This window comes from Streptomyces sp. NPDC052236 (genome assembly GCF_044548015.1).
In the GTDB taxonomy this organism is placed as follows: Bacteria; Actinomycetota; Actinomycetes; order Streptomycetales; family Streptomycetaceae; genus Streptomyces.
In genome coordinates, this window is record NZ_JBIUBL010000014.1 from 207,694 (window position 1) to 222,355 (window position 14,662).

Annotated in this window: 15 protein-coding genes and 1 pseudogene; 1 reads left to right on the forward strand and 15 read right to left on the reverse strand. The window is 70.5% G+C overall.

Annotation, left to right across the window (positions count from 1 at the left end; genetic code table 11):
* Nucleotides 1-5: 5 nt before the first annotated feature.
* The 6 genes and pseudogenes from ACIHCQ_RS23665 to ACIHCQ_RS23690 form a co-directional block, all read right to left on the reverse strand.
* The gene (locus ACIHCQ_RS23665) at nt 6-1,625 is read right to left on the reverse strand and encodes a polyamine aminopropyltransferase (RefSeq protein ID WP_399665627.1); all 1,620 of its coding nucleotides are present in this window, start codon (nt 1,623-1,625) and stop codon (nt 6-8) included.
* Nucleotides 1,626-1,633: 8 nt separating this feature from the next.
* On the reverse strand, nt 1,634-2,071 hold the full coding sequence (locus tag ACIHCQ_RS23670; protein WP_399665630.1) for a DUF350 domain-containing protein: 438 nt from the start codon (nt 2,069-2,071) through the stop codon (nt 1,634-1,636).
* A gap of 60 nt (nt 2,072-2,131) precedes the next feature.
* Nucleotides 2,132-2,536 (reverse strand): DUF4247 domain-containing protein, encoded by a 405-nt coding sequence (locus tag ACIHCQ_RS23675; RefSeq protein ID WP_399665633.1) that lies wholly within the window; start codon nt 2,534-2,536, stop codon nt 2,132-2,134.
* Entirely contained in the window at nt 2,533-3,027 is a 495-nt protein-coding gene (locus ACIHCQ_RS23680) for a DUF2617 family protein (protein WP_399665635.1), read from the reverse strand. Before ACIHCQ_RS23680 ends, ACIHCQ_RS23675 begins: the two co-directional genes overlap by 4 nt.
* A gap of 175 nt (nt 3,028-3,202) precedes the next feature.
* Nucleotides 3,203-3,395, reverse strand: a pseudogene (locus ACIHCQ_RS23685) (CorA family divalent cation transporter); the annotation flags it as partial.
* A gap of 86 nt (nt 3,396-3,481) precedes the next feature.
* Nucleotides 3,482-4,495, reverse strand: a complete 1,014-nt coding sequence (locus ACIHCQ_RS23690; protein ID WP_399665638.1) for a transposase — start codon at nt 4,493-4,495, stop codon at nt 3,482-3,484.
* A gap of 158 nt (nt 4,496-4,653) precedes the next feature.
* Between ACIHCQ_RS23690 and ACIHCQ_RS23695 the strand changes: the two genes are divergently transcribed.
* Entirely contained in the window at nt 4,654-5,325 is a 672-nt protein-coding gene (locus ACIHCQ_RS23695; RefSeq protein ID WP_399665640.1) for a phosphatase PAP2 family protein, read from the forward strand.
* 7 nt (nt 5,326-5,332) lie between these two features.
* Here the strand turns inward: ACIHCQ_RS23695 and ACIHCQ_RS23700 are convergent, their stop codons facing one another.
* The 9 genes from ACIHCQ_RS23700 to ACIHCQ_RS23740 are packed head-to-tail and all read right to left on the reverse strand — an operon-like array spanning nt 5,333 to nt 14,658.
* Nucleotides 5,333-6,715 (reverse strand): glutamate-1-semialdehyde 2,1-aminomutase, encoded by a 1,383-nt coding sequence (locus ACIHCQ_RS23700; RefSeq protein ID WP_399665643.1) that lies wholly within the window; start codon nt 6,713-6,715, stop codon nt 5,333-5,335.
* Entirely contained in the window at nt 6,694-7,275 is a 582-nt protein-coding gene (locus ACIHCQ_RS23705) for a dTDP-4-dehydrorhamnose 3,5-epimerase family protein (protein WP_399665646.1), read from the reverse strand. Before ACIHCQ_RS23705 ends, ACIHCQ_RS23700 begins: the two co-directional genes overlap by 22 nt.
* On the reverse strand, nt 7,272-8,549 hold the full coding sequence (locus tag ACIHCQ_RS23710) for a polysaccharide pyruvyl transferase family protein (protein WP_399665649.1): 1,278 nt from the start codon (nt 8,547-8,549) through the stop codon (nt 7,272-7,274). Before ACIHCQ_RS23710 ends, ACIHCQ_RS23705 begins: the two co-directional genes overlap by 4 nt.
* Nucleotides 8,546-9,493 carry a glycosyltransferase family 2 protein gene (locus tag ACIHCQ_RS23715; RefSeq protein ID WP_399665651.1) on the reverse strand — a complete coding sequence of 316 codons (948 nt, stop codon included), beginning with the start codon at nt 9,491-9,493 and terminating at the stop codon, nt 8,546-8,548. The genes ACIHCQ_RS23710 and ACIHCQ_RS23715 overlap by 4 nt, the downstream gene beginning before the upstream one ends.
* Nucleotides 9,490-10,809 carry a hypothetical protein gene (locus ACIHCQ_RS23720; RefSeq protein WP_399665654.1) on the reverse strand — a complete coding sequence of 440 codons (1,320 nt, stop codon included), beginning with the start codon at nt 10,807-10,809 and terminating at the stop codon, nt 9,490-9,492. The genes ACIHCQ_RS23715 and ACIHCQ_RS23720 overlap by 4 nt, the downstream gene beginning before the upstream one ends.
* A complete protein-coding gene (locus tag ACIHCQ_RS23725; protein WP_399665657.1) occupies nt 10,806-12,170 on the reverse strand; it encodes a DUF4910 domain-containing protein in 1,365 nt (454 codons plus the stop codon). The genes ACIHCQ_RS23720 and ACIHCQ_RS23725 overlap by 4 nt, the downstream gene beginning before the upstream one ends.
* The gene (locus tag ACIHCQ_RS23730) at nt 12,167-13,201 is read right to left on the reverse strand and encodes an NAD-dependent epimerase/dehydratase family protein (RefSeq protein ID WP_399665659.1); all 1,035 of its coding nucleotides are present in this window, start codon (nt 13,199-13,201) and stop codon (nt 12,167-12,169) included. The genes ACIHCQ_RS23725 and ACIHCQ_RS23730 overlap by 4 nt, the downstream gene beginning before the upstream one ends.
* 3 nt (nt 13,202-13,204) lie before the next feature.
* Nucleotides 13,205-13,852, reverse strand: coding sequence for a PIG-L deacetylase family protein (locus ACIHCQ_RS23735; RefSeq protein ID WP_399665661.1), 648 nt, complete (start codon nt 13,850-13,852; stop codon nt 13,205-13,207).
* Entirely contained in the window at nt 13,849-14,658 is an 810-nt protein-coding gene (locus ACIHCQ_RS23740; protein ID WP_399665664.1) for a glucose-1-phosphate cytidylyltransferase, read from the reverse strand. The genes ACIHCQ_RS23735 and ACIHCQ_RS23740 overlap by 4 nt, the downstream gene beginning before the upstream one ends.
* Between the last annotated feature and the right edge of the window lie 4 nt (nt 14,659-14,662).

Sequence of the window (14,662 nt, forward strand, 5' to 3'; positions counted from 1 at the left end):
GACCCTCAGTAGTTCTGCCACTCGTGGCGGGTGTACTCGAGCACCGCGGGATCCATCAGGGTGCTCGCGCGTACGTCCTGGGGGCGGCGGTCCAGGGGGAAGACGGTGGCCGCTGCGAGGACGGCGTCGTCCAGGAAACGCAAGGGCGGGGCGTCCTCGGCCAGGCGCAGTGGCGGCGGCGGACCGCCGGCGCCCGGGGTGGCCAGGATGTAGCCCCAGTTGCCGAAGCTGGGGACGTCCACCTGGTACTCGGTGGTTGTGTAGTCGGCCTCGTCGATCGTGGTGGCGATGGACCAGTACGACTTGGGGGCGAAGAACGGAGAGCCGCCCTGCACCATGACCCGGCTTCCGGGGTTCAGCACGTGGCCCAGCAAGTGGTAGAACTCGACGGAGTAGAGCTTGGCCAGCGCGGCGGTGTCCGGGTCCGGAAAGTCGATGAGGACCGCGTCATAGCGTTGCGTGGCGTCCCGCAGCCAGTTGAACGCGTCGGCGTTGATGGCGGTGACCCGCGGGTCGCCGAGCGCGTGGTCGTTGAGATCGAGCAGCGGTTCGAAGGTACGGGCGAGCCGCGTCATCGCCGGATCGAGGTCGACCAGCGTCACCTTTTCGACGTCGTCATAGCGCAGGACCTCCCGCAGGGCCAGCGCGTCGCCGCCGCCCAGAATCAGCACGGACGAGCGCTTTCCCGACAGGGCGGGGTGGACGAGGGCCTCGTGGTAGCGGTATTCGTCGACGGAGGAGAACTGGAGGTCGCCGTTGAGGAACAGCCGCGTGTCGGGCTTCCCGGTGAAAGCGGTGGACTGGGTGACGACAATGTCCTGGTACGGCGTGGTCTCGGCGTGGATGATCGGGTCGCGGTAGAGCTGCTGCCGCGCGGTGACCTCGATGTCGTCCGCCAGTACGTACACCGTGCCGAGTACGGCAAGGACGGCGGCCATCCCCGTCAGCAACGTGATCCGCACGATACGGCGTGTCTCGCGGCGGAAGATCCACAGGACGACGACGACGCCGGCCACGGCATTGACCGCACCCACCACCAGCGCGCCCTTGAGCTGGCCGAAGGAAGGCAGCAGCAACAGGGGGAAGCACAGGCCGCCGACCAGCGCTCCGACGTAGTCCACGGCGAACATGTCGGCGACCGCGCTGCCGGCCTCCTGTCGCCTGATCCGCTGAAGCAGCGTCATCAGCAGGGGAATCTCGGCCCCGATGAGGAGGCCGATGGCGAACGTGACCACCACCATGGACGGCATGTAGACCCGCAGCCAGGCGAACGACACATACAGGATGAGCACCGACAGGCCGCCGACGAGCGCGAGCAGTGTCTCCACGAGGGCGAAGGCACCCACCGCGCGCCGTTGCAGCGGCTTGGCGGCCAGTGAACCGATGCCCATGGCGAACACCATGACGGAGATGACCACGGAGGTCTGCATCACGGAGTTGCCGATGAGATAACTGCCCAGCGCCGTCAGCGCCAGCTCGTAGACCAGGCCACAGGCCGCGCAGATGAACACCGCGAGCAGCAGCAGGAAACGCGCCCCCCGCGAGTGGATCGCGGGCGGGCGTGCGGCGGCCGGCGCGGTGCGGTCGTCCAGGGCGCTGGTGCTGGTACTCGTACCGGTGCTCATGGTGTGGTTCAGGAAACCGCGGCACCGACCATGAAGGCCGTGCCGATGTACATGGCTGCCTGGACCCAGGCGGCAGGATGGGGACGGTCCCCCTGGTCGTCGAGCACGGCGGCACCCATGCGGCCGGGAGTCAGCAGACCGACGATGCAGGAGATGACGGTCATCAGGACGACGCCGGAGAGGCCGTACAGCAAGGTGCTGAGCAGGCCGTGGTCGAGGCCCTGTTCGGATTCGCTGGCCCTGATGGACTGGTCGATGACATAGCCGATGGCGATCGTCTGGCCGGCGAGGAGGACTGCGGCGCCGCGGTTGCGCTCCAGCCACACCACGTGGACGAGCTTGCCGGGAGTGGTGAGGTCGAGTGCTATGAAGCCGACCGCCATCACGACAAAGCCGACCAGGCCGTAGAGCAGGGCGGTGCCTGCCGACTCGAAGATCTCTGCCACGGGGGTGCCTTTCGGGGACGTCGTCGGGGAGTGCGGGTGGGGTGGGTGTACTGCGGGTGGTTACTTGCCGGCGCCGGGGCCCCCGCCGCGGAACGCGTCGCTGTCCGGATCCGGCCACACGGATCCGACATGGGGCCTCCAGCGGCTGTAACCAGTGCGGTAGTCGTCCAGCTCGATCTTGCTGCCGCTCTGGTACGGGGTGATGGCGACGATGTCGTTCCGGTAGCGGAGGAAGACCATGTCGCCGTCGCTGGTGCGGTCCTTGGCCGAGGTGTGGTCGTGGATTTCCTCCGCGACGGTGGACGTCGCGTCACTCTTGTCGACGTAGCCCACGCCGCTGCCGCCGTACTCCTTGCGGATCCAGCTGGACGGCACGTCGTTGCCGTCGTCGTCCGAACCGCTGGAACAGGCGGCGAGCGCAACCGTGGCGAGGAACATCACGCTGATGCGTCGGGCAGTCTTCATCGGGCCTCCAGCCGGGTGTGCGTTGCCACGATCTGGCGGCTCTGCGGGTAGGTGTGCCAGGTGCGCCAGCTCAGTCCCGTGCTCTGCCGCTCGACGGTCAGTGCGGTGACTGCTTCCGGGGAGCCGGGAAAGATCCCGTACAGCGCCTGGGGGTGTTCGTCGGACCGGCTGCGGATCTGCGCCACGTGTTTACTGAACTCCACTGCGGCGAAGTGCTGGACGCGGGCGCTGAAGTGGTAGGCCCAGCCGTCGAAGTCCTGCGCCACCGCGTCCGGGAGGCCTCCCTCGACGCCAGGCAGGCAGGCCACGGTTTCCCGGACGGGCCCTGCGAAGACCTGATGGGAGGCGCCCAGGAGTCTGAGCTGCACATCGAGCCCGCCGACCGTCAGGTCGCGTACGGCGAGTGCCTCGCGAGCGGGACGGCCGAGCGTGAAGGAGAGCTGGTCGGCGTCGGTGTCCAGATACGGGGTCGTGAGTGCTATGCCGCTCATGTGACGGCAAGCTCCAGCTTGAACAATGATCCCCCGAGTCCGGAACGTGCAGAGCGCCGCCGAGTATGGCACAGGGGACAAGCGCCACATGGAGGAGGGGGAGTCGTGCTGTGATCCGGTTCGAGTCACTCGGTACGCCTTCGCCTCGCGGTGCGCGCGTTCCCACACCGACTGCTCAGAGCCAGTCCCGCCGTGTGAAGATGAAGTGCAAACTGGTGCATACGGCCGCCATTAGGCCCACCGCAAGGGGGTATCCGAGCACCCCTGTGCAACTCCGGCATGTGGTCGAAGCTCATGCCATAGATTGTCCCGACCAGCGTCGGAGCGAAGAGAATGGCCGCCCACGAGGAGATTTTCTTGAAGTCCTCTACCGGGTGCCGTTGACGTGCGACTATGCGCGCGAACAGGGCATTGACCTGCGCACGCGTATCTTTTCCGTATCTTTCCGTGTCTTTCAGGTTCGTGCAGGGATATGCGGCCGATTCTCCCCACGCGCTCCCCAGCGCCGTCCAAACTCAGTCGGTCCGCAAATGGCCGCTCGACTTGACGGCCACGGCCACAACGAGCGACACATCCGCCGCCGCAGATTCACCCGCTCGAACCTATGGCCGATCCGCACCAACACGTTTTCCAGTTCCGCCGACCACCAGGCCATCGCCAACGAACACCACCGCAGACGCCGAACCTCCAACTTGCCCAGAATTACAACTGAAGGGTTAGGGTGGCAAGTAGAGACTGATTCCGATGCCCCTTGGCCAGGGTGATGGACAGGCTGGCGAGTTCGGGGCTGCACAGGCTGAGCGGCTCCCGCGCGGGCCAAGTTTTCAGACACGACGGGGGGCTCGCTGGTGGGGAGTTGGCGCCAGCAGAAGCCGAAGGCCACGTTTCCAGCCGCGCAGCCCGTACATCTGACGATCCCGGCCATGTCGGCGGGCGGCAGTGGGCAGCTCTCGGGGGCGCGGCATCGGGGTAGCGGCGGGTGACATGGCGTCAACGGCCCCGGCGGGAGGGGGAGGGGAAGGTGCATCGTATCTGCCGGATGGTCTGCGACGGTGTATGGGCTTTCCCCCGTCTCGGTCATGAGCGGGGTGTTCGGCTCGACCGCCACGACGTAGGGGGGCGCGACGCGGGCCCGGGCCACCAGGTGAGCGGCCAGTTGGCCCTGGGGGCGAAACGCCGGATCGGCAGGCCCTTGGGGCAGGGTGGGAGCCGGCTGGTAGGGCACGGTGTGCGGCGGGTAGTGCACGCGCTCATCGGCCAGGGCGGTGGTGGCCGCGACAATGCCGTTTCCGACCTGCCTTCGGGAGCCGAGGTACTGACGGGACACATAGGCCGTGGCGTGCCCGGACTCACGGTCACCGGAGTCGTCCGGAAACAACGCCCCGCCGTCGTGGGGCGCGGTCGCCGGCGCGGGCATCAGCAGGTCGATCCGCCGGTCGCTGACCGGCTCGTAGTCCCACAGGGACAAGAGGGCCTGGAGCAGGGGAAACAGGAAGCCGCTGATTCATGGCTGCCCACCCGTCGGATGAAGGGCCGCACCCTCACCCTGCGTCAAGAAGTCAAGATCCGGAACACCATCCACCGATCACGGCAAGCTACCGCAGGTCCACCGGACGCGGTGGGCGTGTGACCGGCCGGCCGGCGCCCCCGGTGCTGCCCCCATCGCTGCGCGCATGGCTCGGGCTGATCGCGGCCCTCGCCACGCTGATGGTCGTCGTGCTCGGGGTCCTGTACGCCGGCCACAGCGAGCCCGGCAGGATGGACAGGTGGATCATCCAGCCGACGGCGGACAGTGTGCGGCCGCCGTGGCGGCACGTCGCTCTGGCCACGGACTTCCTGGGGGAGCCCGCCGGAGCGGCGACGCTGGTCGTGGCCGCCGTGACGGGCTGCCTGCTGCTTCGGCAGCCTCGCGCGGCGGTGCTCGTCGTTGCCGGCGTTGGCATGACCGTGGCGACGACGACGCTGCTCAAGCCCCTGGTGGGACGCACTATCCACGACGGGCACCTGTCCTACCCGAGCGGGCACACCGCCTTTGTCACCGCGCTCGCCCTCGTGGTGGCGCTGCTCGCGACCGGCCGGCTCAGCCTCGGCAGGACGGCCGGCACGTTGCTCGTGCTCGCCGCGGCGCTGGTTGCCGGCGCTGCCATGGGCTGGGCGCAGGTCGCCCTGGGCGCGCACTACCCGACCGACGTTCTCGGCGGCTGGTGCACCGCGCTGGCGGTGACACCGGCGACCGCGTGGCTGGTCGACCGGATAGCCGACTGGATGGCCGACGTCGGTCGGCTGGAGCGCCGCTGACGTCACGTCACGCCAAGCGGCGGAATACGGGCTTTACCGGTCGCCCGCCCAGCCAGGGAGTGGGGTCAGCGGCGTCCAGTGCCTTCCGGTACACCGCACATGCCTGGGCCACCACGTCGACGGTGCGGTCGATGTCGGCGTCGCTGAGCGCGCTGCTCACCACGAACGACGGCGCCAGCACCCCGCCCGCGAGGAGCTGGCGCAGGAACAGGGTGCGGTACTCCTGCGACGGCTGCCGGTTCTCGTCGAGGGTGGCGAAGACCAGGTTGCTGGCCCGGCCCCGGACGACGAAGTGGTCGCCGACGCCCATGCCGGCCGCGGCGTCGCGGACACCGGCGGCCAACCGCTCGCCGAGGGCGTGCAGCCGCGCGGTGACGCCCTCCTCGACGTAGGTGGTTTGCACGGCCATCGCGGCGGCCAGCGAGTGCGTTTCCGCACCGTGCGTGGTGGACAGCAGGAACACCCGCTCGCCGGAGTGACGCAGCCCGCCCCGCTCCATCAGATCGCGGCGCCCGGCCAGCGCGGAGACGGCGAACCCGTTGCCCAGCGCCTTGCCGAACGTGGAGAGGTCGGGGACGACGCCGTACAGGCCCTGGACGCCCGCCTCGGACCAGCGGAAGCCGGTGATCATCTCATCGAAGATCAGTACGCAGCCGTGCCGGTCGGCCAGCTCGCGCAGGCCGGCGAGGTACCCGGGAGTGGGGTCTCCCCTGCTCGAACGAAGTTGAGAGCTTGGGGAAGGCTCGGTGTGGCCGGCGGGTTCGAGGATCAGGCAGGCGACCTCGTCCTGGTACCGGGTGAGCAACTCCTCCGTGGCGGCCAGATCCCCGTAAGGGAACGCCACGGTGAGCTCGGTGGTCGCCGCCGGAACACCGGCGGACATCGGCGTGGTGCCGATGAACCAGTCGTCGACGGAGAAGAACGGATGGTCGCCGCAGATGGCCACTCGCGGGCGCCCGGTGACGGCGCGGGCGAGGCGCACCGCGGCGGTGGTGGCGTCGGAGCCGTTCTTCGCGAACTTCACCATCTCGGCGGTCGGCACCGTGGCCAGGAAGCGTTCCGCGGCCTCGACCTCCACGATGGACGGCCGGACGAAGTTGCTGCCGCGGTCGAGTTGCCGCCGCACCGCCTCGATCACGCGTGGGTGGGCGTGGCCGAGGCTGACCGACCGCAGGCCGGAGCCGTACTCGATGTAGCGGTTGCCGTCGATGTCCCACACGTGGGCACCGCGCCCATGGCTGATGACCGGGGCCAGGTTGTCGGGGTACTGGTCGTCGCCCTTGGCATAGGTGTGCGCGCCCCCGGGGATCATGGCGTGCAGCCGCTCGTTCGCCAGCCGCGACCGGGGCAGGAGGAACTCTTCGGTGTCTACCGTGCCTTCGGTGGCCATGCCGACCTCACCTCATCTTTTTGCTGCAGGACATCGGCGAGGCTCGGCGCCTCCCGGTCCCGCTGGGACATCGATGTGACCGGCAGCGGCCAGGGAATGGCGAGCTCCGGGTCGTCGAAGGCGATTGTCACGGCCTCGGCCGGATCGTGCGGGCGGTCGATCCGGTACGAGACGTCGGCGGTTTCGGTCAGCGCCTGGAAGCCGTGCGCGCACCCCGCCGGGATGTACAGGGTCACCTGCGTCTCGCCGGACAGCTCGAAGAAGGCCCGGTTGCGGTAGGTCGGCGAATCCGTCCGCAGGTCCACGACGACGTCGAAGATCCTCCCGTACGAGCACCGCACCAGCTTGGCCTCGCCGGCGCCGGAGCGCAGGTGCAGGCCGCGCAGCACGCCCCGGGCCGAGCGGGACACGCTGTCCTGGACGAAGGTGTCCGGGTCGAGGCCCACCGAGCGGACCACGTCGGCGTCGAAGGTGCGGCAGAAGAAGCCGCGCTCGTCGGCGTACGGCGTCGACTCGAACACGTACGCGTCGGCGATCGCCGGGATTCCGGTCGCTTTCATGGAGCCTCCCGCATGGCGTGGGCGTGGGTGTGGTCGGTCGCCGGGAACAGGGCCGCGGTCAAGGCGGTGAACTGGTGCTCAAGGCGCCGGGCGGCGACCAGGTTCCGCTCGGAGAGAGTCCGCCGCAGCTCCGCCGATCGCTTCTCCAGCGCCCGGAACTGCTCGAGCAGCCGGTCGGCGTCGACGTCGCGAGCCGGGTGGCAGTACGCGTCAAGCCCCATCTGCGCCATGAGCGCGTCGCTCTTCGCCGCATAGCTGAGTGCGAGGGTCGGCGTGCCGACCTTCAGCGCGCAGATCAGGTTGTGGTACCGGGTCGCCACCACGGTGTCGGCAGCCGCCATCTCCTTCATCAGGTCGGCCAGCGAGGCCGCCTCGGCAGCGGTGACCAGCGGCGAGTCCACCGCGACGAGGATCGCGGCGACCACCGGCACGTCGACCTCGTCGCCGGTGAGCAGCCGGACCGGCCTGCCGTCCTCGACCAGCGCGCGGACGAAGCGGGTCGTCCCGTCGAGGTAGCGCCGGTGGATCTCCTCGGCCCGGGCGCGGTCGTCGTTGCCGCCGTGGAAGGCCATGACGCCGACGCAGACCGGGCCCGGCGGACCCGGCGGCGCTTCCCCAAGCTCTCCGACAAGCTCCGAGCAGGGGATACCCCATTCCCGCGGCGTCGGCAGGGCGAAGGCGAGGTCCGGGAAGACCTCGTCGCGCGCGGTGTCCACACCCATCGCCCGCATCGCGTCGCGGGACAGGGCGTCCCGGTACGACCGGTACGTGGCCAGCCGCGCCGACCAGCGCACCAGGGCCCGGGTCGGCCGGTCGCCGATCTTGTCCGCGCCCACGCCGACCAGCGCGACCCGGGTACGAAGCAGCCGGCCACTCGCGCAGAGCAGGAACAGCGAGTACGGGAAGCCCCACGGCCGCAGCGGCAGCGTGGCCTCCAGGACGCCCATGCCCGGCACGATCACCACGTCGTGCCGGCGCACCCAGGCAGCGGTGCGGAAGGCGTCGACGAGTTTGCCCAGACCCTTCGCCGCGATCGCGCCCGCACGCGACGCGGTCCGGTACTCCCCGCGGTACCAGTGCAGCCGCGTCGCGGGGATCCGGTACCGGGTCGCGACGGCCTCCGGTCCGCCGCACAGCGCGTCCACGACCGCCTCCGGGTGCTCGGCGCGGAGGTACCCGAGCACGGCCTCGAGCGACCCGTCGTTGCCGAGGTTGCCGGATCCGAGCAGGCCGAACACCCCGACGCGCACCGGAGTTTCGTGTCCAGACTTCATGCCTGCCTCCCCTCACGGCCGGCGACGAGGGCGTCGACGGAGACAGTGAGCCGGCCCGGGTCGACCGGGGCGCGGTCCTCGACCCGCTCGCCGGCGCCCGGCCGGACCCGGCTGGCCATCCACGCGGCCAGGTGGCGGTAGCACGCGCGCCGGTCGGCCGGGGACAACGGCGCCCGCCGGATCGCCGCGACGAAGCCCCAGACGTACTCGGCGAGCAGTCGGGGCGTCGGGTGCAGCGGGCCTGCCCGGCGCGGGTCCAGGTTGACGCACCGGGAGCGCTTGCCGGGGTTCGCCCGCTCGGCGCGGGTGGGGTGGTCGCGGCGGAAGTACAGCAGCTCCGGCACCTGGTGGAAGGGCCCGTGCAGGGCGATCTCGGCGACGAACGTGCGGTCCGCGTGGTGGTAGCTGTCGTGCGGCTTCACCCGGCGCAGCACGTCGGCCCGCATCACCCCGTAGAAGTCGTCGCCACCGGGCTCGAACAGCAGACTGCGGAAGCGCTCCGGCGGGTGCGGCGAGTCGGTGGCGAGCCCGTATTCGTACGGGACCTTCACCTGGGCGTCGCCGTCGATGACCGCCTGGCCGCTGTGCGCGAGGATCACGTCCGGCCGCTCGTCCAGGGCCTCCACGCAGCGCCGCAGCAGGTCCCGGGCGTACAGGTCGTCGTGCGAGGCCCACTTGAACAGCTCGCCGCGGCACTCGGTGAACACATGGTTGTGGTTCGGCGCGGCGCCGATGTTCCGGGGCAGCCGGAGATACCGGATACGCGAGTCCCGCGCGGCGTACCGGCGGCAGATGTCCTCGGTCCCGTCGGTCGAGGCGTTGTCGGAGATGACCAGCTCGAAGCCCTCGTAGGTCTGGCCGAGCAGGGCGTCGAGCGCCTCGGCAAGGTACTCCTCGCCGTTGTACACGGGCAGGCCGATGCTCAACCGGGGATGGGCGGTCATGGCGTCCTCACTTCGCGGATGGGTTTCTGGTGGCGCTCGCGCAGGGCGGACCGCAGCTGCAGCCACCACACGGCCGAGCCGCAGACGGTCGCGGCGGCGACGCCCCAGGCCGAGCCGACCGTGCCGGCCACGGCCGCTCCGCCGAGCCCACCGCTGACATAGCAGGCGGAGGCGAACAGCTGGCAGCGCAGACTGCGCCGAGCCGCGCCGAGCGCGCGCAGCCCGGCCGCCGCGCCGGTGCCGAGGCCGGCGCCCGCGACGCCGAGCGTGGCCGGCACGATGAGCTCCGAGGCAGAACTCCAGACGCCGCCGAGCACGAACTCACCGACCCGGTCCGGCACCAGCAGCAGCGCCGCGCCCCAGAGCAGCGCGGCGGCAGCCTGCCCGCCGCCCAGCAGGAGGCAGAACGTGCCCAGCCGGTGCGGGGCCCGCCGCAGCACCCGTACCGCCTCCGCGACGGTGACCAGAGACAGCCCCATCAGTACGGCGAGGAACGGGCCGAGCAGGAGCTCGGCACCCCGGACCGCACCCACCGCGCCGACCCCGACAATCGCGCCGAGCCCGTACGCCCGCAGCTGGCTCGCGCCGCTGACGCTGACGTTCTCGACCAGGTACCGGTAGCCGAGGTCGCGATGCTCGCGAAGCCACTCGCGCGCTCCGGTCATCCGGGGCCGGATGCCGGACTGGAAGCAGCCGTACCCCGCGGCCACCGCGCCGGACGCGCCCCAGGCGAGCACGAAAGCGGCCACGCTGCCCACGTGGGCCGCGACCACCATGGCCGGGACGAGCGCGACGCCCCACACGAGGTCGTTGGCGAACGCCTTTTGCCCGGTGCCGGCGGCGAAGAAGGAGTACCGCCAGGCGTCCTGCAGCAGCAGCGCCGGCAGTACGACGCCGAGGCAGGCGAACGCGGGCCCCACGCGGCCACCGAGACTCAGCCCGACCAGCAGACACGCTGCGCCGAGGACGGCACCAACGCCGAGCGCGGCACCCGACGACCGGGCCACCGCCGTGCGCCAGGACGCGGCCGGCACGCCGCTGAAGCGCACCACGAGCGGGTCGGTGGCCAGCCCGCGGGAGACGTTGAGCACCACGCCGTACGTCACCCAGGCCAGGCTGAACACGCCGAACGCGGCCAGCCCCAGCGAGCGTGCCACGTAGATCCCCACCGCGAAGTTGGTCATGCTGGAGGCCGCCTGGTCGGCCAGTCCCCAGGACAGCCGGCCGACCATGGCCCGCTTGGCGGTCCGCCGGGCGTGTCCGGCCCGGTCCGCCGGTGTTGTCGTCTTCTCCCCCTCGGTGGTCATCGGCGTCATGCCTTGATCAGCCCTGCGCCCTGCAGGGCGCCGGCCGCGACGGCGACGGTGTCGAACGGCAGGCCGGACCGCTCGGCGACGTCCAGCAGACTGTGCTCGCCGTCGGAGAGGCTGAGCACCCAAAGCATGGCCATCTGGGCCTGCTTCGCGTCGCTGCGGCCGCCGAGCGAGTCGTACAACCCACGCCGGCCCAGCTGGGGCTCGCCGTAGGGGCTGAGGTTGAGGTACCGCCGGTTGCGGTCCAGCACGGCGAATGCCTCGCGGCAGACGGCGAGCGTGTCCGCCATCGCCTCCGGGGAGACGAAGTCCAGGTTGTCCGCCGAGGTGTGGTATTCGGGGTAGCCGGCGTACGGGGTCCGGCTGAGCGAGCCCACGCCGAGATCGAACCCGGGCGAGCAGAACTGCCGCTCGTCGTAGCCGTACGGAGTGAACTCGGCGACGCGGTGCGGGCGGTCGGAGGCGACCAGCACATGGCGCATCACCCGGTCGATCTCCGCGTCTCCGCGCCTGCTCTGCTTGTACGTCAGCCGGCCCGAGTCGCCGGCGCAGGCCAGCACCAGCCCGTGCTTGACCCTTCCCCGAGCTCTCGGCTCCTCCCCCAGCCTTCGGCCGGGAGGTGCCCCCAGAGCAGGGGATACCCCATTCACCCGCTCCGCGTTGCGGGCCAGCCAGGTGATCGCCCCGATGGTGCCGGGCGCGAACAGGAACCGGTAGGTGTACCAGGGCTTCTCCTCCGCCAGCGCCCGGGCCAGGAACGTCGCCACCGCGATGCCGGCCAGGTTGTCGTTGGCCAGCGACGGGTGGCAGACGTGGCAGGAGACGATCACCTCGTCGGGGACCTGACCGGGGACCACGTGCTCGGCGTAGGTGAGGTGGCCGTCCGCGAGTGTGGAGTCGATGCGCACCTCGTACTCGCCGTCCGGCAGCGCGTCCAAGGTCTCCTGGGCCAGACAGAACCCCCATTCCGGCTGGTAGTAGCTGGTGCGGTACGGCACCCAGCTCGGGTGGTCCGGCAGGGTGTGCAGGTGTCCACGCAGCTCGGCCAGCGGCATGGTCGCCGACACCGGCACGCTGTAGCCGAGCACGTGCAGGCTGGACGCGGCGAAGTCGACGACCCGGTTGCCGGCGGTGTCGGCGATGTACGCGTCCCGGATGTTCCACTCCTGCGGCACCGTCCAGTCGAGCACCTGCGTCCCGGTCGGCACCTCGTGCACCTGCAGCGGAACGTACTCGCCGACGATCTCCAGGGTGGCGCGCACACCGTCGCCTGTGATGCTCCGGCACAGCGGGTACAACCGCTCCACCAGAGCGTGCATCTCTTCGCCGGCGGTGGTCATCGGCTGTTCGCCGACCGCGGTCATCGGCGCCACCGCAGGGTGTCGTCCACGGCGCCGGCGTCGGACGCCGCACGCAGCACGGCAAGCCGGGTGAAGCGTCGCTCGAAGTCCTCCCGGGTCAGCCCGTGTTTCCGGTAGGCGTCGGCGAGTTCGAGCGCGCCCTGCTTCACCGTCCACTCGCAGTCGAAGCCGGGCACCGCGGCGCGGAACCGGGAGAAGTCCACCCGGTACGACCGCGGATCGGCACCGTTCTCCCCGGTGATCACCACCCGCGAGCCGGATACCGCCGCGGCGACCTGCTCGGCGATCTCGGCGACCGTGACGTTGTTGATCTCGCTGCCGATGTTGAACGCCCGGTCGTGCACCGCCTCCCGCGGCGCGATCAGCGCGGCCGCGAAGGCCCGTGCGATGTCGGCGGCGTGCACCAGCGGGCGCCAGGGGGTGCCGTCGGAGAGCACCAGCACCTCGCCGGACAGGAGCGCGTGGCCCACCAGGTTGTTCAGCACGATGTCGGCGCGCAGCCGGGGTGAGTAGCCGAAGGCGGTGGCGTTGCGCATGAACACCGGGCTGAAGTCGCCGTCGGACAGCGCGTGCAGGTCGTCCTCCACCCGCACCTTGGACTCCGCGTACGGCGTCACCGGGCGCAGCGGGGCGTCCTCGGCCACCAAGTTCGACAAGTCGGGGTCGCCGGAGGCGCCGTAGACCGAGCAGGTCGAGGCGTACAGGAAGCGCCGCGCTCCGGCGTCGCGGGCCAGCCGGGCCAGCCGCACGGACGCGTGGTGGTTGATGTCGTAGGTGAGCTCCGGTGCCAGCGACCCCAGCGGGTCGTTGGACAGCGCGGCCAGGTGGATCACGGCGTCCACCCCGGCCACGTGTTCGGCCGTGACGTCGCGCAGGTCCACCCTCCGCCCCGGCGGGTCCGCGGGCGGCGGGCCCAGCACGCAGTCGGCGAACAGGCCGGCGTCAAGACCGACGACCTCGTGTCCGGCGGCCGTGAGTACCGGGGCCATCACGGTGCCCAGGTAGCCCTGGTGTCCGGTCAGCAGTACGCGCAAGGTTCATCCCTCCAGCTTGAGAGTGAGTTTGGTGACGGCGAACGCCTCGGCGTAGCGCGCGTGGCATTCGATGCCGCGGATTCGTGCAAGACCGAGGAAGGCCTCCCGGTCGTACCAGGGCCGGTGCCGTTGCGAGGGGTAGTGCTCCTGCAGCAGCCGCACCTTCCGTTCGGCGGTCTCCGGCGACAGCGGCTGGTACGCCGCCGGACGGCCGAGATCGCCGTCCCACTTGACGATCTCGTAGCCGAGCACCAGGTGGTCGCGGAACGCGGTGGACACCAGCTTCGCCAGGCCGCGGTGATCCTGGTGTGCGTCATCGGTACGCGGGGCCAGCACCAGATCCGGCTCGGTCCGCTCGCGCAGCTCCTCGACCGCGGCCTTGGCCTCCTCCCAGTGCGCGGGCAGCCGGCCGTCCGGCAGCTTGAGCACGGTCAGCCGCAGTTCGGCGCCCGGGCAGAAGGCGGCGAGCGCGGCCTGCTCCTCCTGCTCCCGCTCGCTGCCACCGCCGGAGAGCACCAGCGCGTCGACGCGGATACCCGGCCGCGCGAGGCACATCGTCAGCAGCGTGCCGCCGACGCCGATGGCGATGTCGTCGCAGTGCGCGCCTACCGCGACGATCCGGTCCAAACGCCCGGCGCTGAGCTGGATCATGCGGTCCTCACCCCGGGGTTCGCTCCCGCGCCGTCCCGCTCCCACACGGCCCACGGGCGGTCGCCCCGGGCGTAGGCGGCGTCGAGAGCGGCCCGCTCCTTCACGGTGTCGGTCGGCTTCCAGAAGCCGCGGTGCCGGTGCGCCACCAACCGGCCGTGCTTGGCCAGTTGGGCACATCCGTCGGCGACCAGGTCCCCGTTCTCCGGGATGTGGTCGAAGACCTCCTGGCGGAGCACGAAGTAGCCGCCGTTCTCCCACAGCGGCAGTTCGCTCACCGCGGTGATGCCTCCTACCAGGCCGTCCTCGCCCAGCTCCACGCAGTGGAACGAGGACTGCGGCGGCACCACCATCATCGACGCACCGGCGTCGCGCACGGCGAACCGGTCGATCATTTCCGGCAGCGGGGCGTCGGTGAGCACGTCGGCGTAATTGGCGAGGAACATCTCCTCGCCGTCCAGGTGGTGCCGCACCCGGCGCAGCCGCTCCCCGATCGGTGACTCGATGCCGGTCTGCACGAATGTGATCGTCCAAGTGGCGATATCGGTGGACAGCAGCTCGGTCCGCCCGTTGCGCAGCACGAAGTCGTTGGACGTCGTCTCCTCGTAGTTGAGGAAGAAGTCCTTGATGTGGTGCGCCCCGTACCCGAGACACAGGATGAAGTCTGTGTGCCCGAAGTACGCGTAGTAGCGCATGACGTGCCAGATCAGCGGCCGCGGGCCGACCATCGTCATCGGCTTGGGTATGTCGTCGGAGGTTCCGTTGCGCATACGCAGCCCGTAACCGCCGCAGAACAGTACGACCTTCATGCTG

Coding starts and splice junctions, on each gene's coding strand:
- ACIHCQ_RS23665 (WP_399665627.1), bottom strand. CDS start 1,625: ATGAGCACCGGTACGAGTACCAGCACCAGCGCCCTGGACGACCGCACC.
- ACIHCQ_RS23675 (WP_399665633.1), bottom strand. CDS start 2,536: ATGAAGACTGCCCGACGCATCAGCGTGATGTTCCTCGCCACGGTTGCG.
- ACIHCQ_RS23680 (WP_399665635.1), bottom strand. CDS start 3,027: ATGAGCGGCATAGCACTCACGACCCCGTATCTGGACACCGACGCCGAC.
- ACIHCQ_RS23700 (WP_399665643.1), bottom strand. CDS start 6,715: ATGGCCACCGAAGGCACGGTAGACACCGAAGAGTTCCTCCTGCCCCGG.
- ACIHCQ_RS23705 (WP_399665646.1), bottom strand. CDS start 7,275: ATGAAAGCGACCGGAATCCCGGCGATCGCCGACGCGTACGTGTTCGAG.
- ACIHCQ_RS23710 (WP_399665649.1), bottom strand. CDS start 8,549: ATGAAGTCTGGACACGAAACTCCGGTGCGCGTCGGGGTGTTCGGCCTG.
- ACIHCQ_RS23715 (WP_399665651.1), bottom strand. CDS start 9,493: ATGACCGCCCATCCCCGGTTGAGCATCGGCCTGCCCGTGTACAACGGC.
- ACIHCQ_RS23720 (WP_399665654.1), bottom strand. CDS start 10,809: ATGACGCCGATGACCACCGAGGGGGAGAAGACGACAACACCGGCGGAC.
- ACIHCQ_RS23725 (WP_399665657.1), bottom strand. CDS start 12,170: ATGACCGCGGTCGGCGAACAGCCGATGACCACCGCCGGCGAAGAGATG.
- ACIHCQ_RS23735 (WP_399665661.1), bottom strand. CDS start 13,852: ATGATCCAGCTCAGCGCCGGGCGTTTGGACCGGATCGTCGCGGTAGGC.
- ACIHCQ_RS23740 (WP_399665664.1), bottom strand. CDS start 14,658: ATGAAGGTCGTACTGTTCTGCGGCGGTTACGGGCTGCGTATGCGCAAC.